We start from the raw sequence: 25,963 nt of genomic DNA, 5'->3' as shown, positions 1-25,963 counted from the left end.
GCATAATCACAAAATTGCAAAAAATCGGCAAGTCGTTGAAATTCAACAGATATCTTCGCTAGAAGGTGCTTCGGAGGCTTGAATAGCTCAGAAAATCCATCGAAAATCTTGTCCAGGTGGTAAAATTTGCCGTTTGGATCGTTTTACGTGTCCTCTCTGCCCCATAGCGACCTTCCGCCCCTTCTCTCGGATATCGGAGCCAGCTATTCAGGCGGAGGAAACAGAAGCGGAGAAATCCATGTCCAGCCTTGCGGCAGGCACCTTCCCGGCCGATCGGCGCGTGTAATGACGGTGTCCCTTATAGACCGTCTGCCGCGCCTGCCCGTTTCGGAGGCTCTTCCTTCTTTGGGTGAGGCCCTTCTTGCGGGCACGCGCGCGGTGCTTTCCGCACCGCCCGGCGCGGGCAAGACGACGCTGGTGCCGCTCTTCCTGCTCGACGCCGGCTGGCGGGGCGACGGGAAGATCATCCTTCTGGAGCCGCGGCGGCTTGCCGCCCGGGCGGCGGCAGGCCGCATGGCGGAGTTGCTGGGCGAAAAGGTGGGCGAGACGGTCGGCTATCGCATGCGGCTCGACAACCGCGTCTCGGCGAAGACCCGTATAGAAGTCGTGACGGAGGGCGTCTTCGCCCGGATGATCCTCGACGATCCGGAACTTTCCGGCGTTGCCGCCGTGCTCTTCGACGAATTCCACGAGCGCTCGCTGGATGCCGATTTCGGTCTCGCGCTGGCGCTCGACGTGCAGGCGGCGCTGCGGGACGATCTTCGCCTCCTCGTCATGTCGGCGACCCTCGACGTGGCGCGGGTCTCGGCGCTGCTCGACAATCCGCCGGCCATCGTCAGCGAGGGGCGCAGCTATCCGGTCGACGTGCGCTACCAGGACCGGCCGGCGGGCGAGCGGATAGAGGACGGCATGGCGCGCGCCATTGCCGAGGCGCATCGCAGCGAGAGTGGGTCGATCCTCGCCTTCCTGCCCGGGCAGGCCGAGATCACCCGCACCGCCGAGCGGCTGGAAGGCCGGTTCGGCCCGGAAACCACAATCGTGCCGCTCTATGGCAATCTCAGCCAGAAGGAACAGGACGCCGCGATCCGCCCCGCCCCCGCCGGCACACGCAAGATCGTGCTGGCGACCTCCATCGCCGAAACCTCCATCACCATCGACGGCGTGCGCATCGTCATCGATAGCGGCCTGCAGCGCCTGCCAGTCTTCGAGGCGGCGACCGGCATCACGCGGCTGGAGACCGTGCGGGTGTCGCGCGCCTCGGCCGACCAGCGCGCCGGCCGTGCCGGGCGAACGGAGCCGGGCATCGCGATCCGGCTGTGGCATGCCGGCCAGACGGCGGCGCTGCCCGCCTTCACGCCGCCGCAGATCCTGTCCAGCGATCTTTCCTCCTTCATGCTCGATCTTGCCCATTGGGGCGTGAGCGATCCGGCGGACCTCCGGCTCGTCGACCAGCCGCCGGCAGCGGCGGTGGAGGAGGCACGGGCGCTGCTTCGCCTGCTCAGCGCGCTGGACGAGACGGGCGCGCTGACGCCGGCGGGCAAGCGCATTCGCGATCTTGCCCTGCCGCCGCGGCTTGCGGCGATGATCCTGCACGCTGCCGGCGATGGCGCCCAGGCGGCGGCCGCGCGGCTTGCCGTGCTGCTCACCGAACAGGGGCTCGGCGGTTCGGCCGTCGATATAGAAGAGCGCCTTCGCCGCTTTGCCAATGAACGCGGCGAGCGGGCGGAGGCGGCACGGCGGATGGCGCAGCGGATGGCGGATGGCTTCGGCAAGGCCTCGGCCGCTCAAGCAAGCACACCGGGCGCATTGTTGCTGCATGCCTTCCCGGATCGTGTCGCCCTGCAGCGTGGCGGGCGCGGGCGATTCGTCATGGCGAACGGGCGCGGCGGCGAGCTGCCGGAGACCGAGCGGCTGGCGGGCGCCGGGATGATCGTCATCGCCGACCTCACCGGCCAGGCGGGCCGGCAGCGCATCCTCGCCGCCGCGGAAATCGACCGCACCACCGTCGAGGCCGAGCTTGCCGAGAAGATCGTGCGCGAGGACCAATGCGTCTTCGACCGGGCGAGCCGGCAGGTGCGGGCGCGGCGGGTCGTGCGGCTCGGCGCGATGATCCTCGAGGAAACGCCGCTTCCGCGGCCGGGCGGGCCGAAGGCGGCGCAGGCGCTTGCCGAAGGCGTGCGCCAGCTCGGCCTTCAGGTCCTGCCCTTTTCCCGCGAGGCGGCGCAGTTGCGCGACCGGATCGGCTTCCTCCACCGTTCCATCGGCGCGCCCTGGCCGGACACGAGCGACGAGGCGCTGCTGGCGCGGCTCGACGACTGGTTCGTGCCCTTCCAGGAGACGACGCGTGGCATCGACGACATTTCCGCGGGCAGCCTGCAGGAAGGGTTGCTGGCGCTGGTGCCCTATGAGGTGCAGCGCGACCTTGCGCGGCTCGCTCCCACCCATTTCGAAGCGCCGACCGGCCAGCGCCATCCGATCCGCTATGACGGCGCGGAGCCGGTGCTGGCGATCCGCGTGCAGGAGCTTTTCGGCTTGAAGCAGCACCCGGCCGTTGCCGGCGGACGTCTGCCGCTGCTCCTGGAGCTGCAATCGCCCGCACACCGCCCGATCCAGACGACGCGGGACCTGCCCGGCTTCTGGGCCGGCTCCTGGCGGGACGTCAGGGCGGACATGCGCGGGCGCTATCCGAAACATCCCTGGCCGGAGGATCCGGCCGAGGCCATGCCGACGGCGCGCGCCAAACCGCGCGGCACCTGAGAGCGACGATATTCAAAGGAGACGAAGGATGACAGGCTACCAGGATATCGATTTCGAGGGCTCCGGCCGGCGGCTTCGCCTCGAAACGCTCATTCGCCTGCGCTGGCTGGCGGTGGCCGGCCAGACGATCAGCGTCGTCGTCGTCGCGCTGTGGCTGAAATTCCCGCTGCCGCTGCTGCCGGCCCTCGTGCTGATCGCGCTGCTGGCGGCGGTGAACTTCTTCCTGGCCGTGCGCTTTCCGCCGGCCCATCGCCTGACGCCGCTTTCCGCCTTCCTGCTGCTCGCCTTCGACCTTTGCCAGCTGACGGCGCTGCTCTTCATCACCGGCGGCCTTGCCAATCCCTTCGCGCCGCTCGTCTGCGTGCCGGTCATCATCTCCTCCTCGCTCCAGCCGGTGCGCTTCAGCCTGACGCTGGGCCTGCTTGCCGTCGCCGGCATCACGGCGCTCGCCTTCACGCCCTTCCCACTGCCCTGGTATCCGGGCACGCTGCTGGTCGTGCCGCCGGTGCTGACGGCCGGCTTCTGGTTCGCCATCGTCTCGACCACCGCCTTCGCCGCCTTCTACTCCTACCGGGTGTCGCGCGAGGCAGGCGAGCTTTCCGATGCGCTGGCGGCGACGGAACTCATCCTCCAGCGCGAAAAGCACCTTTCCCAGCTCGACGGACTGGCGGCGGCGGCGGCCCATGAACTCGGCACGCCGCTCGCCACGATCAGCGTGGTGGCCCGCGAGATGGAACGGGAGCTCGGCACCGAGGACCGCTTCAGGGAAGACGTGCAGCTCCTGCGCAGCCAGAGCGAGCGCTGCCGCGACATCCTGCGGCGGCTGACGACGCTTTCCACCGAGGACGAGGCGCATATGCGCGTTCTGCCGCTCTCCTCCCTCATGGAAGAGGTGCTGGCGCCGCACCGCGAATTCGGCATCAGGCTCAATCTCGTCGAGAACGGCGAGCGGGCGAGCGAACCGGTCGGCAACCGCAATCCCGGCATTCTCTACGGCCTCGGCAATCTCCTCGAAAACGCCGTCGACCATGCCCGCGAGGAGGTCACCGTCACGGTCAGCCACACGCCGGAGCGGGTGACCATCGTCATCGAGGACGACGGCGACGGTTATGCGGCGGATATCCTCCAGCGCATCGGCGATCCCTATGTCACCAAGCGGCAGAAGGACGAGCGGGCCGGCGGGCTGGGGCTCGGGCTCTTCATCGCCAAGACGCTGCTGGAGCGCTCGGGCGCGAGGCTCACCTTCGGCAACCGCACGGGCGACCGGCCGGGCGCGCGCGTCTCGGTCGATTGGCCGCGGGCGCGGATGGAGGCGAAGGGTGCGAAATGACTTTACCCGCACCATCTTACAGGTGATAAGCTGACCGCGATCAAGAATGGACGAAAATCGGCCACGGAAGACGAAAATGGCAGAAAACACCGAACCGCAGACCGCAGCCGACGATATCGGCCCCGATCCCTCGCTCCTGCTCGTCGATGACGACGCGCCGTTCCTGCGCCGGCTCGCCCGCGCCATGGAAACGCGCGGCTTTGCCGTCGACACCGCCGAATCGGTGGCCGAGGGCATCGCCAAGGCCAAGACGAGCCCGCCGAAATACGCGGTCGTCGACCTTCGCCTCGGCGACGGCAGCGGCCTCGACGTCATCGCCGCCATCCGCCAGCGCCGCGACGACACGCGCATCATCATGCTCACCGGCTACGGCAATATCGCGACGGCCGTGAACGCGGTGAAGCTCGGCGCGGTCGACTATCTCGCCAAGCCCGCCGACGCCGACGACATCTTCGCCGCGCTGACGCAGCGGCCGGGCGAGAAGGTCGAGCTGCCGGAAAACCCGATGTCGGCCGACCGCGTGCGCTGGGAGCATATCCAGCGCGTCTACGAGATGTGCGACCGCAACGTCTCCGAGACGGCCCGCCGGCTCAACATGCACCGCCGCACGCTGCAGCGCATCCTCGCCAAGCGCGCGCCGAAGTAATCAGGCCGGCTCGTCCCGGCGTCCGGAGACGATGGCCGAGATATCCGGCCCGTCCCGCCGGGCATCCATGGAGAATTCCGCAAGAAGCAGCCGACCCGCGGCGACGCGGGCGAAGGCGAAGGTCACGGCCTTGCGCGTCGGGGCGGGGAGCCTGTGCTCCGGCGCCTCGCGCAGCATATGCGCGCCGTAGCCGTCGGAAAGGATGAGGCCGCACTCTTCCGGGAAGATGTCGAGCGGCACGTCCTTGTGGGTGGCGAAGAACAGCCGGTCGCAATGGCGGCGATAGTCCGGCCATTTGCGGTCGACGCGGAAATCCTCGATCGACGTCTTGATCTCGATGATCCAGATCTCGCCCTTGTCGGACAGGCTGATGAGGTCGGCGCGCCGGCCGCTCGCCAGCGTCAGTTCGGGCAGGACCGCATGACGCATGTCCATCAGCATGCGCTGGACGCCCCGGCGCACCATCATGGCGCGGTCGGACTGGCGGCCGTCGAGCAGCGGATTGTCGTTGTGCAGCGAAACGATCGTCATGGGGTTCCTCGGCGAATCGCAGTCTAGCGCGAATCACCCGGCCTGAAAAAGTTAAGAGGGGGCCGCTGCCGGATCATGCGGCAAGACTTCGTTAACCGCGCGAAGCGGTTCCTGTGCGATGACGGGTCAGCCGGCGGAATGACCGTTGAACGGCGCGTCAAGGCGTGCTTGGCAAGGAGCCGGGCCCAGCGAAAGCGGCAGGCGACCGGTATTGTTGTTGCAAAAAAACACTTCTCCGGTTTTTTGCTTGCGCGCGAGCCCTTGCCGTGCCGCACAGACTTGCATTGACCGGTTTAATCGAAAATAAACCATAGTCGATAAAAGTTCTGCGTCCCGGAACTTCTTAATTCCTGATCCTAAGAGAATCATATGCGCTTCCGCAATGCCCTCCTTCTGTGCGGCCTGGCAGCGGCCGTTACGCTCGCTGGTTGCTCCACCGCCCCGTCCGACTCCGCGCCGGGCGAAAAGGTGGCGACGAATGCCATCTTCACATCGGATTATGGCCCTGTTGAGGACAACGGCTACGCCCTGCCGGCGATTCCGATCAACAAGGTGAACACCAAGTTCCACCGCCAGATCGTCGATTACGCCACCAGCGAGAGGCCGGGCACGATCATCGTCAACACGCCCAACCGCTTCCTCTATTACGTGCTGCCGGGCGGCAAGGCCGTTCGCTACGGCATCGGCGTCGGCAAGCAGGGCTTTGCCTGGCAGGGCGAGGCCTATATCGCCTGGAAGCAGGAATGGCCGACCTGGCATCCGCCGAAGGAAATGGCGGACCGCAAGCCCGACGTCGCCCGCTACGTCAAGGACGGCATGGGTCCGGGCCTGAAGAACCCGCTCGGCGCCCGCGCCATGTATCTCTTCAACGAGAAGGGCCAGGACACGCTGTTCCGCCTGCACGGCACGCCGGAATGGGCCTCCATCGGCACCGCCGCCTCCTCGGGCTGCATCCGCCTGATGAACCAGGACATCATCGACCTCTACAAGCGCGTCCGCCCCGGCCGCAGCGCCCGCGTCGTCGTGCAGCAGTAAGGCGCAGGGTACCCGCATTCATGAAAAAGGCCGCCGGGATGACCGGCGGCCTTTTTCTTTGCGGCGTTGCCCCTCATCCGCCTGCCGGCACCTTCTCCCCGTAAACGGGGAGAAGGGATATGCCGCGCCGTTTTCCACATTACGGGAAGCCTTTGCCTCCTTCGCCTTCTCCCCGCTTACGGGGAGAAGGTCGCGGCAGCGGGATGAGGGGCGAAGCGGCAGGGAACTTTCCCGCCGTCACATTCTCAGGCGTTCGCAGCCTTCAGTTCCAGCCGGCGGCGATGGAGGACCGGCTCGGTATAGCCGTTCGGCTGCTCGCGGCCCTTCAGGACGAGGTCGAGCGCGGCCTTGAAGGCGATCGAGGTGTCGAAATGGCCGGCCATCGGGCGGTAGAGCGGATCGCCGGCATTCTGCCCGTCGACGACCGCGGCCATGCGCTTCATCGTCTCGAGGATCTGCGCCTCCGTGACGACGCCGTGGTGCAGCCAGTTCGCCATGTGCTGGGCGGAGATGCGCAGCGTGGCGCGGTCTTCCATCAGGCCGACATTGTTGATGTCCGGCACCTTGGAGCAGCCGACGCCCTGGTCGATCCAGCGCACGACATAGCCGAGGATGCCCTGGGCGTTGTTGTCGAGCTCGCGCTGGATCTCCTCCGGCGTCCAGTTCGGACGAACCGCGACCGGGACGGAGAGGATGTCGGAGAGCTTTGCACGCGGACGCGAGTGCAGCGAGGCCTGCACCTCGGCGACATTGACCTTGTGGTAGTGCGTCGCATGGAGCGTCGCGGCCGTCGGCGAGGGAACCCAGGCGGTGTTGGCGCCGGCCTTCGGATGGGCGATCTTCTGCTCCAGCATCGCCGCCATCAGGTCGGGCATGGCCCACATGCCCTTGCCGATCTGCGCATGGCCGGACAGGCCGCATTCGAGGCCGATATCGACGTTCCAGTTCTCGTAGGCGCCGATCCAGGCGGCCTGCTTCATGTCGCCCTTGCGGATCATCGGGCCCGCTTCCATCGAGGTATGGATCTCGTCGCCGGTGCGGTCGAGGAAGCCGGTATTGATGAAGACGACGCGGTCCCTGGCGGCGCGGATCGCCTCCTTGAGGTTGACCGTCGTGCGACGCTCCTCGTCCATGATGCCCATCTTCATCGTGTTCGGGGCCATGCCGACGGCGGCTTCGACGCGGGCGAAGAGCTTCGAGGCGAAGGCGACCTCTTCCGGCCCGTGCATCTTCGGCTTGACGACATACATCGAGCCGGCGCGCGAATTCCGGTGGAGGCCCTTCGGGCCGATATCGTAGAGCGCGATCAGCGCGGTGACCATGGCGTCCATGATGCCTTCCGGCACCTCGTTGCCGTCGCGGTCGCGAATCGCCGGATTGGTCATGAGGTGACCGACATTGCGCACCAGCATCAGCGAACGGCCCGGCAGCGTCAGGGTCGAGCCGTCGGGCGCGGTATAGACGCGGTCGGGGTTGAGCCGGCGGGTGAAGGTCTTGCCGCCCTTGACGACCTCCTCGGAAAGGTCGCCCTTCATCAGGCCCAGCCAGTTGCGGTAGACGACGACCTTGTCCTCGGCATCGACGGCGGCGATGGAATCCTCGCAGTCCATGATCGTGGTCAGCGCCGATTCGATGACGACGTCGGCGATATGCGCCGCATCGTCCTTGCCGGTCGGCGTGGAGGCGTCGATGCCGATGTCGATATGCAGGCCGTTATTGCTCAGGAGGACATGGGTCGGGGCGGAGGCGTCGCCGACATAGCCGGCGAACTTGTTCCCGTCGGCAAGACCCGCCTTGCCGCCGCCCGTCAGCACGACGGCGAGCTTGCCGCCCTCGACCGCGAAGCCGGCCGCATCGCGCCAGGAGGCGCCGGCGAGCGGCGCGCTGTCGTCGAGGAAGCCGCGTGCCCAGGCGATGACCTTCGCGCCGCGCACCGGATTGTAGCCCTTGCCCTTTTCCGCGCCGTCCGTCTCCAGGATCGCGTCCGTGCCGTAGAGCGCGTCATAGAGCGAGCCCCAGCGCGCATTGGCGGCGTTCAGCGCATAACGCGCGTTCATGACCGGAACGACGAGCTGCGGGCCGGCAAGGCTTGCGATCTCCGGGTCGACATTCTCCGTCGTCACCTTGAACGCGCCGCCCTCGGGCAGCAGATAGCCGATCTCGCGCAGGAAGGCCTCGTAGGCGGCCATGTCGCTCGGCGCACCGTTCTCGCGGTACCAGGCATCGAGCTTTTCCTGCAGCGCGTCGCGCTTCTTCAGCAGCGCGCGGTTTTCCGGCGCGAGGTCGTGCACGATGGCGGAGAAGTCGGCAAAGTAGCGCTCGGCATCCACGCCCGTACCTGGCAGGGCCTCGTCGACGAGGAAGTCATAAAGCGCGCTGTCGATCGAAAGACCGGCTTTTTCGGTAAAAGGCATCTGAAAAACTCCGAATGACGGGACGAAGGGGGAGTATCCCGAATGGAGTCACTTTCAGGAGCTTTCATTCATAGTCAATTCGGCAACAGCATAAAGAATTTATTCCGCTCCGGATAAAATCATATTTTTGCCGGCGCCGGACGGTTGCGGAAATGGCCGGAAACCTTTTCAAAACAGGGCCGCAATGGTGTTATGTCGCGCCCATGCCGAAGAATGAGGAACCGCCCGTGATCGCCCTTTCCCCGCCGCAACGCCCTTCGGGCCGGAAGCCGTTTTCGGCGAGCCTTCTTCTCGCCGCCGCCCTCCTCCTTGCCGGCAGCCTGCCGGCGGGCGCGCAGGAAGAGGACGAAGGCCAGTACCGGGCGCAGATCCCCGATGTCGCGATCTACAAGGCGATGCTGGACGCCAACAAGCAGACGGGCTGGGTGCAGTTTCGCGAATTCGCCGGCCAGCAGCTCATCTATTTCACGGCCTTGCAGACCATGCATTGCCGGCTGAAGGAAGTGCGCTACTCGATCAATTCCGACGCGCTCGACAAGACCTTCCCGATGGCGGAATGCGATCCGGAGCTGCCCTTCAACCTGCCGTCGGACGACAGCCAAAACTGGCTCTACCTGAACCTCAAGCCCGGCGAGGCCGAGACCATCGCCGTGCAGGCCGTCTGGGACGACGGCAGCGGCAGCGAGATCGTCGTCTACCAGCCCTGCAAGAACCCGGAGGCGACCTGCGCCTCGATCAAGACGATCAAGAAGGCGAAGAAGCGCTCCGACGAGCCGTCACCCTCAACGCCAGCCCGTTAGCCGGCTGCGTCGTCAGGCGCTGCACCGGCCAGGGCTTCGTCTGCGCCGTCATGTCGAAGCGGAAGCGATGCATCAGCACGCCGAGCGCGATGATCGCCTCCTGCATGGCGAACGTCGCGCCGATGCAGATGCGCGGCCCCGCGCCGAAGGGGAGATACTGGAAGCGGTGGATCGCCTCGCGGTTCTCCGGCAGGAAGCGCTCGGGCATGTAGGCGCGCGGCTTCTGCCAGAGCAGCTCGTGGCGGTGCAGCGTCCAGGGCATGACGAGAATGGTGACGCCCTTGGGGATCTCCACCATCTCGCCGGAGGGGCTCGTCCACACGTCGTCGGCGATCGCCTCGCGGTTGATCGAGGGCGCGGGCGGATAGAGCCGCATCGCCTCCTCGAAGGCGGCGCGGGTCCAGGGCATCCGCTCCAGCCAGTCGACGGGATCGGCGCCGCTTGCCACGACGCGGTCGATCTCCTCCTCCATCGCGTCGCGCACATGCGGGGAATTGGCGAGGCAGTAGAGCGTCCAGGCGAGCGCCCGGGCCGTCGTCTCGTGGCCGGCGCCGATGAAGGTGAGGATATTGTCCTCCACCTCCTCCATGGTCAGGCCCTCCGGCCCCGCCGCGCGCAGCAGCAGCGTCAGGAAATCGCTCGGCACGCTGTCGCCGTCCGCCGCCATGCGCTTGAGGCGCAGTTCCATCGTGTCGCGCACGATGCGGCGGAACTTGCCGAGCACCTTCAGGCCGCCGATCCGAGTCACCCGCGGCACCCATGAGGGCGCGCGCAACAGATCCATCGGGTCGACGCGGCCCATGGAATGGAGGAGGTCGTCCACGTCGTCGGCGAAATTGTCCGAGGAGGTGACGATCTCGCCGGAAAACAGCGTGTCGGAAAGCACGGCGAAGGCGAGCTCCGTCATGTCGTTGCCGATATCGAAGACCGCGCCGTCCGCGCCCTCGTATTTCTGCGCGTAAAGCTCCGACTGCGCCAGCATCTGCGTGGCAAAGCCCCTGGCATGGCGCGGCGTGAAGATCGGCGCGACGGCCTTGCGCGAGCGGCGCCAGACCGCGCCTTCGGCCGTCAGCAGCCCGTCGCGCAGGATCGGGCGCAGCACGAGTTGGCGGACGGTCGCCATCCTGTAGTTCTGGGCGTTGTCGACGAGGAGATGCTTGATGAGGCCGGGATCATTGACGATCAACGTCTTCTCGCCGAAGAAGCTCGTCATGATCCAGGGCAGCGTATAGGAGGGCACGCCCCACAGTTCCAGCGGGTTGCGGAAGACGGTCCGGATAATCTCGATCTTCGAGGGCGGCACCGTGCGGGGAACGGGCGCGGGCGGTTCGAATGGCTCGGGACGCATGTCCATCGTCTTCTTCCTTTCAATCGGCTTGCCCGGAGTGTGGGCCGAGAGCGAGGCAGAAATCAGGGCAGGCTCCCGCAAAAGCGCGCAGCGCCCTTCCGGCCGGACCTGCGGAAAGCTAGAGCAGTCCGCGCAGTTCCGCCAGCTTGTCGTTGATCAGCCAGCCGTAGTAGTTCTCTTCCGGCCAGGTCGCCTCGCCGGCCGCGCGGCGCGCGGCGAAGGCCGCGGCGCGGGCATCGGGATTGCCGATATTGTAAAGCGTCGCCGTCAGGCCGGGATTCTTCGAGATGTCGACGCCGGCGGTCTTCCTGTAGGCGTCGATCGAGCGGCGGATCGCGGCGGCCATGTAGGCGAGCGAGGTGTCCGGGTCCATGATCGCCTGGTAGACGCGGGCCGCGTCGTTCTCGTCGAGCCTGTCATAGCCGGAGATGCGGGCGACGTCGTCGGTGAGCGTCAGGGCCGTCAGCGGGTTGATCTGGCCGAGGCCGAAGGTCTGGCCGGCATAGAAGGGCTGGAAGAACACCGCGCTGAAGCGGTTGTTCGGATAGGATGTGCCGCCGACCGTCCGGCCCTTGAAGGTCTTGTTCCAGACGCCCTCGCGGCAGGTCCAGAGCGCGTAGGAGCCCTTCTTCGACGCGCATTGCGAAAATTCCGGCCGGGCGACGAAATCGCCGACCGTCTCGCCATCATAGGCGAAGCGGAAGTTGCCGGTATAGGACGCGGCCTTCACATAGTAGCTCTGCAGCCGGTCATAGGCGTCGACATTATAGGTATGCTCGCCGACGATGGCGCCGACCATGTGGATCGGGTCGATGCCGTATTTCGCGGCGGTCGACTTGATCTTGCCGGTGAGCTGGCGGTCGTTGGCGATGAGGTCGCGCACCTTCTCGTATTTCGCGTCGAAGGAGGTCTTGCCGGCCTTGGTGCGGCGCGTGGAGGCGCCCGGAATGGCGGGCTGCTCGGCATTGCGGTTGCCGGGCGGCACCACGTCGATGGCCAGCGCCGTCGTCTGGCTCTGGACAAAAAGGGCGGCTGCAAGGGCAAGCACAGGCAAGAACTGTCGCACGATTCCGTTTCCCGTCTGGTCAAATCTGTCGGCGGATGGCGGCGACCGATGCACGACGAACATGTCGGAATGATGCCAAGCGCGGCAAAGGCGTAAGGCGGGAGCGCCCCTCCTGTCGAGAGGCCCTGCCTTCAAAAATGCGGCACCGGCGGCTGCTTTGGCCGCCGCCGGTGCCGAAACGTCACAGGATGTAGCGCGACAGGTCCGTGTTGGCCGCAAGCGCGCCGACATGCTCGCGCACATAGCCGGCATCGATGACGAGCTTGTTACCGCCCTTGTCCGGCGCCTCGAAGGAGATCTCGTCGAGCACCCGCTCCATCACCGTCTGGAGACGCCGCGCGCCGATATTCTCGACGCTGGCATTTAGCTGCACGGCGACGTCCGCCAGCGCATCGATGGCGTCCTCGGTGAATTCCAGCTCGACGTCTTCCGTCTGCATCAGCGCCTTGTACTGGCGGATGAGGCTCGCCTCCGTTTCCGTGAGGATGCGGCGGAAGTCTTCCTTGGTGAGCGCCCTCAGCTCGACGCGGATCGGCAGGCGGCCCTGAAGCTCCGGCAGGAGGTCCGAGGGTTTCGAGACATGGAACGCGCCCGAGGCGATGAAGAGGATGTGGTCCGTCTTCACGGGCCCGTACTTGGTGGCGACCGTCGTGCCCTCGACGAGCGGCAGCAGGTCGCGCTGCACGCCCTCGCGGGAGACGCCGGCACCCATGCCGCCGTCGCGCGCGGCGATCTTGTCGATCTCGTCGATGAAGACGATGCCGTCGTTCTCCGCCGAGCGGATGGCCTCGCGCTGGATCTGCTCGTTGTCGAGCAGCTTGTCGGATTCGTCGTCGATCAACACCTTGTACGAGTCCTTGACCGTCGTCTTGACCTTCTTGGTGCGCCCGCCCATCGCCTTGCCGAACATTTCGGAAAGGTTGAGCACACCGATATTGGCGCCCGGCATGCCGGGGATCTCGAAGCCGCCGGGCATGCCGCCGGTATCGGCGATGTCGATCTCGATCTCCTTGTCGTCCAGCTCGTTGTTGCGCAGCTTTTTACGGAACGAGTCGCGCGTCGCCGGCGAGGCGGTCGCGCCGACGAGAGCGTCGAGCACGCGTTCCTCGGCGTTCATATGGGCTTTCGCCGTCACCTCGGCGCGCTTCTTCTCGCGCACCAGGCCGATGCCGACCTCCACGAGGTCGCGCACGATCTGCTCGACATCGCGACCGACATAGCCGACCTCGGTGAACTTGGTCGCCTCGACCTTGACGAAGGGCGCGCCGGCCAGCTTGGCGAGGCGGCGCGAAATCTCCGTCTTGCCGACGCCGGTCGGGCCGATCATCAGGATGTTCTTCGGCATCACCTCGTCGCGCAGGTCCGGCTCCAGCTGGTGGCGGCGCCAGCGGTTGCGCAACGCGATGGCGACGGCGCGCTTGGCGTCGTGCTGGCCGATGATGTAGCGGTCGAGTTCGGAGACGATCTCGCGGGGGGAAAAATTGGACATGGGCTTTTCCGTTTCTGGCAACGGTCCCGGGCCATGATCAGCGCCGAGCCGTCCCGTCTCTAGAAGTCATCGTTTCATCCGGCCCGCCCTCGAAGGCGCGGGCGGGATGGCTCAGCGGTCGGCGTCCAGCGTTTCCACCACGACATTCTGGTTGGTGTAGACGCAGATGTCGCCGGCGATCTGCATGGCGCGGCGCGCGATCTCCTCGGCCGACTTGTCGGTGTCCATCAGCGCGCGGGCCGCGGCATAGGCATAGTTGCCGCCCGAGCCGATCGCCATGGTGCCGTGTTCCGGCTCCAGCACGTCGCCGTTGCCGGTCAGCGCCAGCGTGACGGACTTGTCGGCGACCAGCATCATCGCTTCGAGGCGGCGCAGGTAGCGGTCGGTGCGCCAGTCCTTGGCAAGCTCGACGGCGGCGCGCATCAGCTGGTCGGGATATTGCTCCAGCTTGGCTTCCAGCCGTTCGAGCAGCGTGAAGGCATCGGCTGTCGCGCCGGCAAAACCGGCGATCACGTCGCCCTTGGCGAGGCGGCGGACCTTGCGCGCATTGCCCTTCATCACCGTCTGGCCAAGGCTCACCTGGCCGTCGCCCGCCATCACCACCTTGCCGTCCTTGCGGACGGTGATGATCGTCGTGGCGTGCATGGAAGCATAGGGGTTGTGTTCACTCATGGATGGACCTTTCGCGCCCGGATACCGGGCATGGCACCGCCGGCGAGGCGGCTTCGTTGCCATCTATGTAAGCAGCGCTTCGGCAATTGCAAACGGGGGAACGGCCGGTGAAGGCGCGGGCCTTTCCTCCTGCGGCGAAGGCCCGCGAAAGACTGGCATTTTCATGACAGCCCTGTTAAGGAGCGGCGGTAAAATCACCGGAGAAACCCATGAGCCGCACAGCCAGCGTTTCGCGCAAGACGAACGAGACCTCCGTTTCGGTCACCGTCGATATCGACGGCACCGGCACGTCGACCATTTCGACGGGCGTGGGCTTTTTCGATCACATGCTCGACCAGCTGTCGCGCCATTCGCTCATCGACATGGAGATCAAGACCGAAGGGGACCTGCATGTCGACGACCATCACACGGTCGAGGACACGGGCATCGCCATCGGCCAGGCCATCGCGAAGGCGCTCGGCGACCGGCGCGGCATCACGCGCTACGCCTCGCTCGACCTTGCCATGGACGAGACGATGACGCGCGCCGCCGTGGACGTCTCCGGCCGGCCGTTCCTCGTGTGGAACGTGAATTTCTCCGCCCCGAAGATCGGCACCTTCGACACGGAGCTGGTGCGCGAATTCTTCAACGCGCTCGCCCAGCATGCCGGCATCACGCTGCATATCCAGAATATCTACGGCGCGAACAACCATCATATCTCCGAGACGTGCTTCAAGGCCGTCGCGCGCGTGCTGCGCACCGCGACCGAGATCGATCCCCGCCAGGCGGGCCGCGTTCCCTCGACGAAGGGTTCGCTGGCCTGACCGAAGGCACAGCAGGAGGCCGTTCATGGCCACGTTCCTCGTTCTGATACCGCCGGGCACCCGAAGTGGCGATGAAAAGGCCCGCATCGTCCGCGACCGCTTCTCCTGGCTCGCGCTCTTCCTGCCGGTGATCTGGCTGCTCTGGCACAGGGCATGGCTCGCCGCCGCCCTCGCCTTCGCGGTGCAGGCGCTCGGCTCGGCCGTCGCCGACCATCCGGTCTTCGGCCTTGCCGGCCTCGGTCTCTGCCTTGCGACCAGCCTTCTCGTCGCGCTCGAAGGTCCCTCCATAGTTGTCGCCGGCCTCGAACGGCGTGGCTGGACGGTCGATGCGGCGATCTCCGCCGACGACCGGGAAACGGCGGAAGACATCTACTACATGGAAACCTCGGCCGGCGAGGTGGAGACGCACGACAACGTTTCCCTGCCGGCCTCCGAAACCTCCCAGCGCCGGCACGCTCCCATGCTCGGCCTCGTGGGTTTCAAGGAAGGACGCTGACATGCGCGTTGCAATCATAGACTACGGCTCGGGCAACCTGCGCTCGGCCACCAAGGCCTTCGAGCGGGCGGCGCGCGAAGCCGGCATCGCGGCGGAGATCGACCTTACCGACAAGGCCGAGCGCGTCGCCTCCGCCGACCGCATCGTGCTGCCCGGCGTCGGCGCCTATGCCGATTGCCGCCGCGGGCTCGATGCCGTGCCCGGCATGGTGGAGGCCCTGCGCGACACCGTCGAGAACAAGGCCCGCCCTTTCCTCGGCATCTGCGTCGGCATGCAGCTCATGTCCTCGCGCGGCCTGGAAAAGACCGTGACCGAGGGCCTCGGCTGGATCAGGGGCGACGTCGTGAAGATGACGCCCAACGACCCGGGCCTGAAGATCCCGCAGATCGGCTGGAACACGCTCGACCGCAGGCACCCGCACCCGCTCTTCGACGGCATCCCGGAAACGCTGCACGCCTATTTCGTGCATTCCTACCATCTTGCCGCGGAAAACCGGGAAGACGTGGTCGCGACCGTCGATTACGGCGGGCCGATGACCGCCTTCGTCGCGAGCGGCAATAAGGCCGGCGCGCAGTTCCATCCGGAAAAGAGCCAGACGCTCGGCCTTGCCCTCATCACCAATTTCCTGCGCTGGAAACCCTGACATGATCCTCTTTCCCGCCATCGACCTGAAAGACGGCCAGTGCGTTCGCCTCAAGCTCGGCGACATGGACCAGGCCACCGTCTACAATCCCGACCCGGCCGCGCAGGCGAAAGCCTTCGAGGACCAGGGCTTCGAATGGCTGCATGTCGTCGACCTCAACGGCGCCTTCGCGGGGGAAAGCGTCAACGGCGCGGCCGTCGACGCCATCCTGAAGGCGACGAAGAACCCGGTGCAGCTCGGCGGCGGCATCCGCACGCTGGAGCATATCGAACGCTGGCTGTCGCGCGGCCTCTCGCGCGTCATCCTCGGCACCGTCGCCGTGCGCGATCCGGCGCTCGTCATCGAGGCCTGCAAGCAATTCCCCGGCAAGGTCGCGGTCGGCATCGACGCCAAGGGCGGCAAGGTAGCCGTCGAGGGCTGGGCGGAAGCCTCCGAGCTCGGCGTGATCGAGCTTGCGAGGAAGTTTGAGGGCGCGGGCGTCGCCGCGATCATCTATACCGACATCGACCGTGACGGCATTCTCACCGGTATCAACTGGGCCTCGACGCTGGAGCTTGCCGAGGCCGTCTCCATCCCCGTCATCGCCTCGGGCGGCCTTGCCTCGATGGACGACATAAGCCGCCTCATCGCCGCAGACGCCCGCAAACTGGAAGGCGCGATCTCCGGCCGGGCGCTCTATGACGGGCGCATCGATCCCGCGGAAGCGCTGGCGCTGATCCGCGAAGCACGAGGAGAAGCCGCATGACTTTGAAAGCGCGCGTCATCCCCTGCCTCGATGTAAAAGACGGCCGTGTCGTCAAGGGCGTCAGCTTCGTCAACCTCGTCGATGCCGGCGATCCGGTGGAATCGGCCAAGGCCTATGATGCGGCCGGTGCCGACGAGCTCTGCTTCCTCGACATCACCGCCTCCTCCGACAACCGCGACACGATCTTCGACGTCGTGGCGCGCACGGCCGACCATTGCTTCATGCCGCTCACCGTCGGCGGCGGCGTGCGCACGGTCGCCGATATCCGCAAGCTGCTGCTCGCCGGGGCCGACAAGGTGTCGATCAACTCGGCCGCCGTCGCGAACCCGGATTTCGTGGCGGAAGCCGCCGACAAGTTCGGCAACCAGTGCATCGTCGTCTCGATCGATTCGAAGAAGGTTTCGGCGGAAGGCGAAGAGGACCGCTGGGAGATCTTCACCCATGGCGGCCGCAAGCCGACCGGCATCGACGCCGTTGCCTTCGCCGAGAAGATGGTGGAGCGCGGCGCGGGCGAACTGCTGCTCACCTCCATGGATCGCGACGGCCAGAAGGGCGGCTACGACATCGCGCTGACCCGCACGATCGCCGACCGCGTCTCCGTCCCGGTCATCGCCTCGGGCGGCGTCGGCACGCTCGACCATCTCGTCGAGGGCGTGCGCGACGGCCATGCGACGGCGGTGCTGGCCGCCTCGATCTTCCATTTCGGCACCTACACGGTGGGCGAGGCCAAGCGCTACATGGCCGAGCATGGCATCGCCATGCGGCTCGACTGAGGAGCATCCTATGAGCACCTTCACCCTTGCCGATCTCGAAGCCATCGTCGCGGCCCGCGCCGCGGCCGACCCGTCGGAAAGCTGGACGGCGAAGCTGGTTGCGGCCGGGCAGCAGAGAGCGGCGAAAAAGCTCGGGGAAGAGGCCGTCGAGACCGTCATCGCGGCCATCGAGGGCAAAAAAGCCGAATTGACGAGCGAAACGGCCGATTTGCTCTATCATCTCATGGTCGTATTGAAAATCGGCGGCGTGCCGCTACAAGATGTCATGGGGGAGCTGGAGAGGCGCACGGGCCAGTCCGGCCTTGCGGAAAAGGCCAGCCGGAAGAGCTGATGATCCAGGCAGCGCGCGACAAGGACCAGGCGGACATACCGGACGATTTCGGCAACCGCGACTATTCTCCCTACCGTTTCTTTCCGGCGGAGGAATGGGCGCGGTTCCGGGCCGATACGCCGCTGACGCTGACCGCCGACGAGGTCCAGCGCCTGCGCTCCCTCGGCGACCCCATCGACCTCGACGAGGTCCGGCGCATCTATCTGTCGCTGTCGCGCCTGCTGTCGGCCCATGTCGAGTCCTCGCAGATGCTCTTCGAGCAGCGCAAGCAGTTCCTCAGCCTTTCCGACGAGGCCAAGACCCCCTTCGTCATCGGCATTGCCGGGTCCGTCGCGGTCGGCAAGTCGACCACCGCGCGCATCCTGATGGAGCTCCTGTCGCGCTGGCCCTCCAGCCCCAAGGTCGATCTCGTGACGACCGACGGCTTCCTCTATCCGAACGCCGTGCTCCAGCGCGAGAACATGATGGACCGCAAGGGCTTTCCGGAGAGCTACGACACCGGCGCGCTCCTGCGCTTCCTCTCGGCGATCAAGGCCGGCAAGAAGGACGTCAAGGCGCCGATGTATTCGCATTTGACCTATGACGTGCTGCCGAACAGCTTCCGCACCGTCGACCGGCCGGATATCCTGATCTTCGAGGGTATCAACGTGCTGCAGTCGCGCAACCTGCCGGCGGACGGCAAGATCGTGCCGATGGTCTCGGACTTCTTCGATTTCTCCATCTATATCGATGCGGAGGAGAGGCTGATCCACGCCTGGTACGTGGAGCGCTTCATGCGCCTGCGCGAAACGGCCTTCAAGAACCCGGATTCCTACTTCCACCGCTATGCGACGATCAGCGAGGACGAGGCGCTGGCCATCGCCGAGGGCCTCTGGCGCAACATCAACCTGAAGAACCTGCACCAGAATATCCTGCCGACACGCCCGCGCGCCGATCTCATCCTGCAGAAGGGCAGGAACCACCTCATCGAGACGGTTGCGCTGCGCAAACTGTAAGCCGGCTAAAGTATTTCCGCATTTCCGAACGCAAAACCGCTTCGCACTTTTGCTGGAAATTCTCTAGGGATTGACGCGGCGAAGCGTCAGGTTGATGCGCCCGGCATTCTTCAAAAGCGTGGATGTATCGGGATAGATGCGGTCGACGCCGTGGAAGATCAGCCGGCTCTCGCCACCAAAGACGAAGACGTCGCCGCTCGACAGCCGGAAGGAGCGGGTCGGATCGCTGCGTGAAACACCGCCGACGCGGAACAGGCATTCATCGCCGAGCGAGACCGAAACGACGGGCGCGGAGAATTCGCTCTCGTCGCGGTCCTGGTGCAGGCCCATCTTCGCATCGGGATCGTAGAAATTGACGAGGCAGGCTTCCGGCGACCCGGGGAAGCCGGAGACCTCTTTCCACAAGGCCAGAAGCATGTCCGGAATGGCCGGCCAGGGACGGCCGGTCTCGGGATGCGTGGACTGGTAGCGGTAGCCGCGCTCCCTGTCCGTCACCCAGCCGAGCGATCCGCAATTGGTCATGCGGACCGACATCGGCTTGCCCGTCTTCGGCATGCGCGGCACGAAGAGCGGGGCCTCGGCCACGACCTGCCTTATGGCGGCGACGAGCGCCTCCTGCGCCGCGCGGTCGAAATGGTCGGGGAGATAGCGCAGCCCCGGGGCGAGGCCGCGCCCGGCCGTCACGGCTCAGGCTTCCGCGAGATCGGGAATGCGCAGCACCTGGCCGGGATAGATCTTGTCCGGGTGAGACAGCATCGGGCGGTTGGCGTCGAAGATCACCGTGTGCTTGGCGCCCTTGCCCTTGCCGTATTGCGCTTCGGCGATCTTCCAGAGGTTGTCCCCCTTCTTCACCGTATAGAAGACCGGTTCCCTGGCCGGGGCGGCCGCCACGGCGAGCGCCTCGGTATCGACCCTGGAAACGCCGAGCGTGTTGCCGACGGCGACGATCGCCTTCTCGAAGACGGCCTGGTCCGCGACGCTGCCCTTCAGCACGACCTTGTCGTCGACCACCTCGACCTGCACCTGGTCGGTGCCGAGGCCGTGCGATTCCAGTTCCTTCTTGACCGCCTCGGCATCCGGCGCCTCGTCGTCGCCGCCGATCCCGAGCTTCTTGCCGGCGTTCTTGATAAAGCTGAAGAGACCCATGTCCATCCTCCTGTTTTTCCCGACTTAAGCAGACCTTGTCCGCAAAGGGAAGGCGTCGTTTCCTTCCCACGCATAAACGGCCAAGTTGCGGCGATCATTCGCCCGAGGGCTTCGCCCGCATGCGTTTCACGTCCGACCGGCCGGACTTCGCCTTGAGCCGGCGCTCCACGGAACCCTTCGTCGGCTTGGTCTTGCGGCGCGGCGGGGGCGGCGGTTCGGCGGCCTTGAGGATCAGTTCCTTCAGCCGCTCGCGCGCATCCTCCCGGTTGCGCTCCTGGCTGCGGAAGCGGTTGGCCTCGATCATCAGCACGCCGTCCTTGGAGACCTTGCGGCCGGCGAGCTTTTCCGCATTCGCCTTGACCCGGTCGCTCAGCGAGGGCGAGTTGCGCAGGTCGAAGAAGAGCTGGACGGCCGTCGAGACCTTGTTGACGTTCTGCCCGCCCGGACCACCGGCCAGCACGAACTGCTCGGTCAGTTCCCAACCGGCAATCGTGATCGAACGGCTGATATAGAGGGGATCGCTGGCCATGGATGTTCCTTTCCAGGCCGTTGTAGCGGGCGGCGGTGCGAACGGGAAGCCGCCTGCAGAGACGAAAAACCCGGCCTTGCGGGCCGGGTTTCACGTGAATCATCGCCGAAACCTTACTCGGCGGCGACCTTCAGGCCCGGGGCCGCGTCGCGGACGCTGCCGTCGACCTGGTCCTCGAACTTGCCGAAGTTCGCGATGAACATGTCGACGAGCTTGCGGGCCTGCCTGTCGTAGGCGGCGCCGTTTGCCCAGGTCGAGCGCGGGTCGAGAATCTTCGTGTCGACATCCGGCACCGAGACCGGCACCTGGAAGCCGAAATTGTCGTCGCGGCGGAAGAGCGCGTTCTTCAGCGAACCGTCGAGGGCGGCGGCAAGAAGCGTGCGGGTCGCCTTGATCGGCATGCGGCGGCCTTCGCCATAGGCGCCGCCCGTCCAGCCGGTGTTGACCAGCCAGCAATCGACGCCGTGCTCGGCGATGAGCTCCTTCAGGAGGTTGCCATAGACCGTCGGGTGACGCGGCATGAAGGGCGCGCCGAAGCAGGTCGAGAAGGTGGCTTCCGGCTCGGTCACGCCACGCTCCGTGCCGGCGACCTTGGCGGTGTAGCCGGAGAGGAAGTGGTACATGGCCTGGTCGGGCGTCAGCCGTGCGATCGGCGGCATCACGCCGAAGGCGTCGGCCGTCAGCATGATGATCGTCTTCGGGTGCGGCGCGCGGCCGGTCTCGCTGGCATTCGGGATGAAGTGCAGCGGATAGGCGCAGCGGGTGTTTTCCGTCAGCGAGCCGTCGTTGAAGTCCGGAACGCCGTTCGCATCGAGCACGACGTTTTCGAGCACGGTGCCGAAACGCTGGGTCGTGGCGTAGATTTCCGGCTCGGCCTCGGCCGAAAGACGGATCGTCTTGGCATAGCAGCCGCCCTCGAAATTGAAGATGCCGTTCTCGCCCCAGCCGTGCTCGTCGTCGCCGATCAGCGTGCGGTTCGGATCGGCCGAGAGCGTGGTCTTGCCGGTGCCCGACAGGCCGAAGAACACGGCGGCATCGCCATCCGGGCCGACATTGGCCGAGCAATGCATCGGCATGACCTTTTCCGCCGGCAGCAGCCAGTTGAGGACGGTGAAGACCGACTTCTTCATCTCGCCGGCATAGTAGGTGCCGGCGATCAGCACGATGCCGCGCGTCAGGTCGCAGGCGATCATGGTTTCCGTGCGCGCGCCGTGGCGGGCGGGATCGGCCTTGAAGGTCGGCAGGTCGATGATCGTCAGCTTCGGTGCGAAGGCCGCAAGGTCCTTCTCTTCCGGGCGGATGAGCAGGTTGCGGATGAACAGCGAATGCCAGGCAAGCTCGGTGACGACGCGGGTCGGCAGGGCGTAATCGGCGTCGGCGCCGCCGACGAGGTCCTGCACGAAGAGGTCGCGGCCGGCCGCGTGGGCCAGCATGTCGGCATGCAATGCGTCGAAGTGCTCGCGCGACACGGCCTTGTTGTTGTCCCACCAGATGGCGTCTTCGGTGTTCTCGTCGCGCACGACGAACTTGTCCTTCGGCGAACGGCCGGTGTGCTGGCCGGTGAGCGCGCGAAGGGCGCCGTGGGCCGTCCTGACGGCCTCGCCGCGGCCGAGGGCCTCTTCATAAAGGGCCTCTGCTGCAAAGTTGTACCGGACCGTGCCGCTGGTGTTGATACCCATCGCGGTGATCCCCAGAGCGGGGTTGCGAACGCCGAGTTCCTGCATGGTCCAGATTTCCTCCGTGGACGAAGAGCCAGGTGAATTTCCGGGGAAGCTAATCCGCGATTGTCGCAAAAACAAGAGCGGAATCGAAATTAGGCAATGATATCAAACTATTAATCGATTTAAATATTTGTCTTACTTTTTTAATCGTTTGAATAATCGATTTAAAAAAGGATGGAAAACACGGCCCGCAACGTCTCCCTTTATCTTTGCCACAATTTGTTCCACCTTTACCCCCAGACAGGCGCTTCATTCGTCCAGGACAGGAACTCGATCCAAGGTCGGGCCGAGGTCGGGAAAGGCGCCCATGAATATGGAGACAAGCAGGATGCAGACGATCGCACTCGTAGACGACGACCGGAATATCCTCACATCCGTGTCGATCGCCCTGGAGGCGGAAGGCTACAAGGTCGAGACCTATACGGACGGCGCGTCCGCCCTCGACGGCCTTCTTGCCCGCCCGCCGCAGCTTGCGATCTTCGACATCAAGATGCCGCGCATGGACGGCATGGAGCTTCTGCGGCGCCTGCGCCAGAAGTCGGACATTCCCGTCATCTTTCTCACCTCCAAGGACGAGGAGATCGACGAACTGTTCGGCCTCAAGATGGGCGCGGACGACTTCATCACCAAGCCCTTCTCCCAGCGCCTGCTGGTGGAGCGCGTCAAGGCGATCCTGCGCCGCGCCTCGAGCCGCGAGGCGGCCGCCTCGGCGGGTGCGGCCGGCACGGCAAAGCCCGGCGAGGTCGCCGCACGCTCGCTGGAGCGCGGCCAGCTCGTCATGGACCAGGAGCGCCATACCTGCACCTGGAAGGGCGAGCCAGTGACGCTGACCGTCACGGAATTCCTGATCCTCCATTCGCTCGCCCAGCGCCCCGGCGTGGTGAAGAGCCGCGATTCGCTGATGGATGCCGCCTATGACGAGCAGGTCTATGTCGACGACCGCACCATCGACAGCCACATCAAGCGGCTTCGCAAGAAGTTCAAGATGGTCGATACCGACTTCGACATGATCGAAACGCTCTACGGCGTCGGCTATCGCTTCCGCGAAACCGCCTGAGGCGATTTTGCTTGCATCGACCGCGGCAGCGATGGCATGCCGCGGTCGGCGGCGTTGCGCCGCATGAAGGATCACCCGCTTGTCGCAGACCGTGCTGGAAAGGGATGGAGAGGACGCCGAGGGCAGGCCAGCGCCGCGCTCGGGACGCCGCTGGACCCATCCTTTCACGCTGGCGCGCCGCATCTTCGGCAATGCCGTCTTCTCCAGCCTCACGCGCCGCATCCTCTTCTTCAACCTCGTCGCGCTGGTCGTGCTCGTCGCGGGCATCCTCTATCTCAACCAGTTCCGCGAGGGGCTGATCGACGCCCGCGTCGAGAGCCTGCTGACCCAGGGCGAGATCATCGCCGGCGCGATCTCCGCCTCGGCCTCGGTCGACACCAATTCGATCACCATCGACCCGGAGAAGCTGCTGGAGCTGCAGGCGGGCCAGAGCATCACGCCGCTGCCGGGCGACGACGACCTCGAATTCCCGATCAATCCCGAGCGCATCGCCCCCGTCCTTAGGCGGCTCATCTCGCCGACCCGCACGCGCGCGCGCATCTACGACACTGACGCCAACCTGCTGCTCGATTCGCGCCATCTCTATACGCAGGGCCAGGTGCTGCGCTTCGACCTGCCGCCGGTGGAGCCGGAAAGCCCGAGCCTGCTCGACCAGCTCAACGTCTGGTTCAACCGCATCCTCCAGCCGAGCAACCTGCCGCAATACAAGGAAGCACCGGGCGGCGACGGCTCGATCTATCCCGAGGTGATGAACGCGCTGACGGGCGTGCGCGGCGCCGTCGTGCGCGTCAACGACAAGGGCGAGCTGATCGTCTCGGTCGCCGTGCCCGTGCAGCGCTTCCGCGCCGTGCTCGGCGTGCTGCTGCTCTCGACGCAGGCGGGCGACATCGACAAGATCGTCCATGCCGAGCGCCTCGCCATCATGCGCGTCGCCGGCGTCGCGGGCCTCGTCAACATCGCGCTGTCGCTGCTTCTCTCCAGCACCATCGCCAACCCGCTGCGCCGGCTTTCGGCGGCGGCGATCCGCGTTAGGCGCGGGGCGAAGGAGCGCGAGGAGATCCCCGACTTCTCCGTGCGCCAGGACGAGATCGGCAACCTTTCCATCGCGCTGCGCCAGATGACGACGGCGCTCTACGACCGCATCGACGCCATCGAGAGCTTTGCCGCCGATGTCAGCCACGAGCTCAAGAACCCGCTGACCTCGCTGCGCAGCGCCGTCGAGACGCTGCCGCTCGCCAAGACGGACGATTCGAAGAAGCGGCTGATGGACATCATCCAGCACGACGTGCGCCGCCTCGACCGCCTGATCAGCGACATTTCCGACGCCTCGCGGCTCGATGCGGAGCTGGCGCGCAGCGACGCGCGCGGCGTCGACCTCGAAAAACTGCTGGGCGACCTCATCGACATCTCCCGCCAGGTCAACACGCGCAAGAAGCCCGTCACGCTCGACTTCGTCGTCGACCGCAAGGACAATCCGAAGGCGCGCTTCGAGGTCAGCGGCTACGAGCTGCGCATCGGCCAGATCGTCACGAACCTCATCGAGAACGCGCGCTCCTTCGTGCCCGATCCCGGCGGGCGCATCGTCGTGCGGCTTTCGCGCGGGCGGAACGACCGCTGCATCATCCAGGTCGAGGACAACGGTCCCGGCATCCAGGCGGAAGACATCGACCGCATCTTCGAGCGCTTCTATACGGACCGCCCGGCAAGCGAGGGCTTCGGCCAGAATTCCGGCCTCGGCCTCTCCATTTCCCGCCAGATCGCCGAGGCGCATGGCGGCACGCTGAAGGCCGACAACATCGTCGACAAGGCGACCGGCGAAAAGCTCGGCGCCCGCTTCACCCTCTCGCTGCCGGCGGGGGCGCAGAAATGAGCGTGGTCTTGCATGATACGGCCCCTCATCCGCCTGCCGGCACCTTCTCCCCCCAAGCGGGGAGAAGGGCGATGTTGCGCCGCCTTCCCAGGACAGTCACCTTTTCTAGGGAAGCGGGGCATCGCCCCTGGTCCCTTCTTCCCGCCTGCGGGGAGAAGGTCGCGGCAACGGGATGAGGGGCATGGCAACCGCTGCGCTGCCCAATATCCACGCAACCGCAATCGTGATCGGCACGACCGGGATTCTCTTTGTCGGCCCCTCCGGCGCGGGCAAAAGCTCCGCTGCTCTCCAGTGCATTTATGAGGCCAGAATGCGCGGGCTTTCCGCCGCACTCGTCAGCGACGATCAGGTTCTCGTTTCCGAAGAAGACGGCCGGCTCATTGCGCGGGCGCCCGCCAGCATCGCCGGGCTGATCGAGGTGCGGGGCGCGGGGATCGTCCGGATGGAGACGGTCGGCGAGGCCGTGCTGCACCGGGCCGTGCGGCCCATCGCACCGCCCTTTGCCGAGCGCCTGCCGCCGGACGGGGAAACGGCGGAGATCCTTCCGGGGCGTTTCCTGCCGCTGACGCGGCTGCCGCTCCTTGCCGGCTGCACGGCTTTCTCGATATTGGCGACGCTGCACCCGGAAATCCTCCGGGATTGACCGCAAAAGCCCCGGCAAAACGCCAAAACGGGCATTTAGGGCTTGCACTTGGGCTTTTCATTGACATGATGGCCACCCCAACGGTGGACGGAATTGTTGCATTGCGGTAATGGGCCGTCCGTT

The 25,963-nt window shown here is 65.8% G+C and carries 25 protein-coding genes; 15 read left to right on the top strand and 10 right to left on the bottom strand.

The genetic code is table 11. The features are described from left to right. The first annotated feature begins 285 nt into the window (after nucleotides 1–285). From hrpB to ACZ1A1_RS15840, 3 genes are all read left to right on the top strand, one after another. Nucleotides 286–2,757 (top strand): ATP-dependent helicase HrpB, encoded by a 2,472-nt coding sequence (gene hrpB, locus ACZ1A1_RS15850; RefSeq protein ID WP_463620633.1) that lies wholly within the window; start codon nucleotides 286–288, stop codon nucleotides 2,755–2,757. Between the two features lie 28 nt (nucleotides 2,758–2,785). Then, on the top strand, nucleotides 2,786–4,087 hold the full coding sequence (locus ACZ1A1_RS15845; RefSeq protein WP_463620632.1) for an ActS/PrrB/RegB family redox-sensitive histidine kinase: 1,302 nt from the start codon (nucleotides 2,786–2,788) through the stop codon (nucleotides 4,085–4,087). A 76-nt stretch (nucleotides 4,088–4,163) separates the two neighbouring features. Beyond that, the gene (locus ACZ1A1_RS15840; RefSeq protein WP_119258000.1) at nucleotides 4,164–4,733 is read left to right on the top strand and encodes an ActR/PrrA/RegA family redox response regulator transcription factor; all 570 of its coding nucleotides are present in this window, start codon (nucleotides 4,164–4,166) and stop codon (nucleotides 4,731–4,733) included. On the opposite strand, the gene ACZ1A1_RS15835 is transcribed toward ACZ1A1_RS15840, so the two are convergent. Continuing rightward, nucleotides 4,734–5,264 (bottom strand): MmcB family DNA repair protein, encoded by a 531-nt coding sequence (locus tag ACZ1A1_RS15835; protein WP_313195267.1) that lies wholly within the window; start codon nucleotides 5,262–5,264, stop codon nucleotides 4,734–4,736. It abuts the gene before it with no gap. A gap of 369 nt (nucleotides 5,265–5,633) precedes the next feature. Between ACZ1A1_RS15835 and ACZ1A1_RS15830 the strand changes: the two genes are divergently transcribed. Continuing rightward, nucleotides 5,634–6,299 carry a L,D-transpeptidase gene (locus ACZ1A1_RS15830; protein WP_313195268.1) on the top strand — a complete coding sequence of 222 codons (666 nt, stop codon included), beginning with the start codon at nucleotides 5,634–5,636 and terminating at the stop codon, nucleotides 6,297–6,299. A 245-nt stretch (nucleotides 6,300–6,544) separates the two neighbouring features. Here the strand turns inward: ACZ1A1_RS15830 and ACZ1A1_RS15825 are convergent, their stop codons facing one another. After that, nucleotides 6,545–8,713 (bottom strand): malate synthase G, encoded by a 2,169-nt coding sequence (locus ACZ1A1_RS15825; protein ID WP_463620631.1) that lies wholly within the window; start codon nucleotides 8,711–8,713, stop codon nucleotides 6,545–6,547. Between the two features lie 227 nt (nucleotides 8,714–8,940). Between ACZ1A1_RS15825 and ACZ1A1_RS15820 the strand changes: the two genes are divergently transcribed. After that, nucleotides 8,941–9,513, top strand: a complete 573-nt coding sequence (locus ACZ1A1_RS15820) for a hypothetical protein (protein WP_162911460.1) — start codon at nucleotides 8,941–8,943, stop codon at nucleotides 9,511–9,513. On the opposite strand, the gene ACZ1A1_RS15815 is transcribed toward ACZ1A1_RS15820, so the two are convergent. The 4 genes from ACZ1A1_RS15815 to hslV form a co-directional block, all read right to left on the bottom strand. Continuing rightward, complete coding sequence (locus tag ACZ1A1_RS15815) at nucleotides 9,458–10,867, bottom strand: cytochrome P450 (RefSeq protein ID WP_463620630.1); 1,410 nt, start codon at nucleotides 10,865–10,867, stop codon at nucleotides 9,458–9,460. The genes ACZ1A1_RS15820 and ACZ1A1_RS15815 overlap by 56 nt on opposite strands. 112 nt (nucleotides 10,868–10,979) lie before the next feature. After that, on the bottom strand, nucleotides 10,980–11,927 hold the full coding sequence (locus ACZ1A1_RS15810; protein WP_463620629.1) for a DUF1402 family protein: 948 nt from the start codon (nucleotides 11,925–11,927) through the stop codon (nucleotides 10,980–10,982). Nucleotides 11,928–12,108: 181 nt separating this feature from the next. Beyond that, a complete protein-coding gene (gene hslU / locus ACZ1A1_RS15805; RefSeq protein WP_415213205.1) occupies nucleotides 12,109–13,416 on the bottom strand; it encodes an ATP-dependent protease ATPase subunit HslU in 1,308 nt (435 codons plus the stop codon). 111 nt (nucleotides 13,417–13,527) lie between these two features. Next, the gene (gene hslV / locus ACZ1A1_RS15800; RefSeq protein WP_184145590.1) at nucleotides 13,528–14,088 is read right to left on the bottom strand and encodes an ATP-dependent protease subunit HslV; all 561 of its coding nucleotides are present in this window, start codon (nucleotides 14,086–14,088) and stop codon (nucleotides 13,528–13,530) included. A 209-nt stretch (nucleotides 14,089–14,297) separates the two neighbouring features. Here hslV and hisB point away from each other — a divergent pair, with 209 nt between their 5' ends. Genes hisB through coaA form a run of 7 tightly spaced genes read left to right on the top strand, consistent with a single transcriptional unit; the run spans nucleotide 14,298 to nucleotide 18,874 of the window. After that, nucleotides 14,298–14,891, top strand: a complete 594-nt coding sequence (gene hisB / locus ACZ1A1_RS15795; protein ID WP_119257990.1) for an imidazoleglycerol-phosphate dehydratase HisB — start codon at nucleotides 14,298–14,300, stop codon at nucleotides 14,889–14,891. Between the two features lie 25 nt (nucleotides 14,892–14,916). Then, entirely contained in the window at nucleotides 14,917–15,387 is a 471-nt protein-coding gene (locus ACZ1A1_RS15790) for a DUF2628 domain-containing protein (RefSeq protein WP_463620628.1), read from the top strand. 1 nt (nucleotide 15,388) lies between these two features. Then, nucleotides 15,389–16,030 carry an imidazole glycerol phosphate synthase subunit HisH gene (hisH, locus tag ACZ1A1_RS15785; RefSeq protein WP_463620627.1) on the top strand — a complete coding sequence of 214 codons (642 nt, stop codon included), beginning with the start codon at nucleotides 15,389–15,391 and terminating at the stop codon, nucleotides 16,028–16,030. A gap of 1 nt (nucleotide 16,031) precedes the next feature. Continuing rightward, entirely contained in the window at nucleotides 16,032–16,775 is a 744-nt protein-coding gene (hisA, locus tag ACZ1A1_RS15780; protein WP_463620626.1) for a 1-(5-phosphoribosyl)-5-[(5-phosphoribosylamino)methylideneamino]imidazole-4-carboxamide isomerase, read from the top strand. Next, nucleotides 16,772–17,548, top strand: a complete 777-nt coding sequence (gene hisF / locus ACZ1A1_RS15775; RefSeq protein ID WP_454633778.1) for an imidazole glycerol phosphate synthase subunit HisF — start codon at nucleotides 16,772–16,774, stop codon at nucleotides 17,546–17,548. Before hisA ends, hisF begins: the two co-directional genes overlap by 4 nt. 10 nt (nucleotides 17,549–17,558) lie before the next feature. Further along, entirely contained in the window at nucleotides 17,559–17,879 is a 321-nt protein-coding gene (locus tag ACZ1A1_RS15770) for a phosphoribosyl-ATP diphosphatase (protein ID WP_463620625.1), read from the top strand. Beyond that, nucleotides 17,879–18,874: a type I pantothenate kinase gene (gene coaA, locus ACZ1A1_RS15765; protein ID WP_463620624.1), complete on the top strand. Its 996-nt coding sequence runs from the start codon at nucleotides 17,879–17,881 to the stop codon at nucleotides 18,872–18,874. The genes ACZ1A1_RS15770 and coaA overlap by 1 nt, the downstream gene beginning before the upstream one ends. Before the next feature lie 63 nt (nucleotides 18,875–18,937). Here coaA and ACZ1A1_RS15760 read toward each other — a convergent pair whose 3' ends face one another. The 4 genes from ACZ1A1_RS15760 to ACZ1A1_RS15745 all read right to left on the bottom strand — a co-directional run bounded on the left by ACZ1A1_RS15760 (nucleotide 18,938) and on the right by ACZ1A1_RS15745 (nucleotide 22,273). After that, nucleotides 18,938–19,558, bottom strand: a complete 621-nt coding sequence (locus ACZ1A1_RS15760; protein ID WP_463620623.1) for an alpha-ketoglutarate-dependent dioxygenase AlkB family protein — start codon at nucleotides 19,556–19,558, stop codon at nucleotides 18,938–18,940. A 3-nt stretch (nucleotides 19,559–19,561) separates the two neighbouring features. After that, complete coding sequence (gene lysM / locus ACZ1A1_RS15755; RefSeq protein ID WP_313195281.1) at nucleotides 19,562–20,020, bottom strand: peptidoglycan-binding protein LysM; 459 nt, start codon at nucleotides 20,018–20,020, stop codon at nucleotides 19,562–19,564. Between the two features lie 94 nt (nucleotides 20,021–20,114). Next, entirely contained in the window at nucleotides 20,115–20,549 is a 435-nt protein-coding gene (gene arfB / locus ACZ1A1_RS15750; protein WP_463620622.1) for an alternative ribosome rescue aminoacyl-tRNA hydrolase ArfB, read from the bottom strand. 113 nt (nucleotides 20,550–20,662) lie between these two features. Then, a complete protein-coding gene (locus ACZ1A1_RS15745) occupies nucleotides 20,663–22,273 on the bottom strand; it encodes a phosphoenolpyruvate carboxykinase (protein ID WP_463620621.1) in 1,611 nt (536 codons plus the stop codon). A 325-nt stretch (nucleotides 22,274–22,598) separates the two neighbouring features. Here ACZ1A1_RS15745 and ACZ1A1_RS15740 point away from each other — a divergent pair, with 325 nt between their 5' ends. The 3 genes from ACZ1A1_RS15740 to ACZ1A1_RS15730 all read left to right on the top strand — a co-directional run bounded on the left by ACZ1A1_RS15740 (nucleotide 22,599) and on the right by ACZ1A1_RS15730 (nucleotide 25,840). Beyond that, nucleotides 22,599–23,327 carry a response regulator transcription factor gene (locus ACZ1A1_RS15740; protein ID WP_313195284.1) on the top strand — a complete coding sequence of 243 codons (729 nt, stop codon included), beginning with the start codon at nucleotides 22,599–22,601 and terminating at the stop codon, nucleotides 23,325–23,327. A gap of 91 nt (nucleotides 23,328–23,418) precedes the next feature. Further along, the gene (locus tag ACZ1A1_RS15735; RefSeq protein ID WP_415214513.1) at nucleotides 23,419–25,197 is read left to right on the top strand and encodes a stimulus-sensing domain-containing protein; all 1,779 of its coding nucleotides are present in this window, start codon (nucleotides 23,419–23,421) and stop codon (nucleotides 25,195–25,197) included. Nucleotides 25,198–25,369: 172 nt separating this feature from the next. Next, nucleotides 25,370–25,840 (top strand): HPr kinase/phosphorylase, encoded by a 471-nt coding sequence (locus ACZ1A1_RS15730; protein WP_463620620.1) that lies wholly within the window; start codon nucleotides 25,370–25,372, stop codon nucleotides 25,838–25,840. Nucleotides 25,841–25,963: the final 123 nt, after the last annotated feature.

The organism is Shinella sp. R2-11 (assembly GCF_055330205.1).
This window is presented reverse-complemented; position numbering and strand designations above follow the sequence as displayed.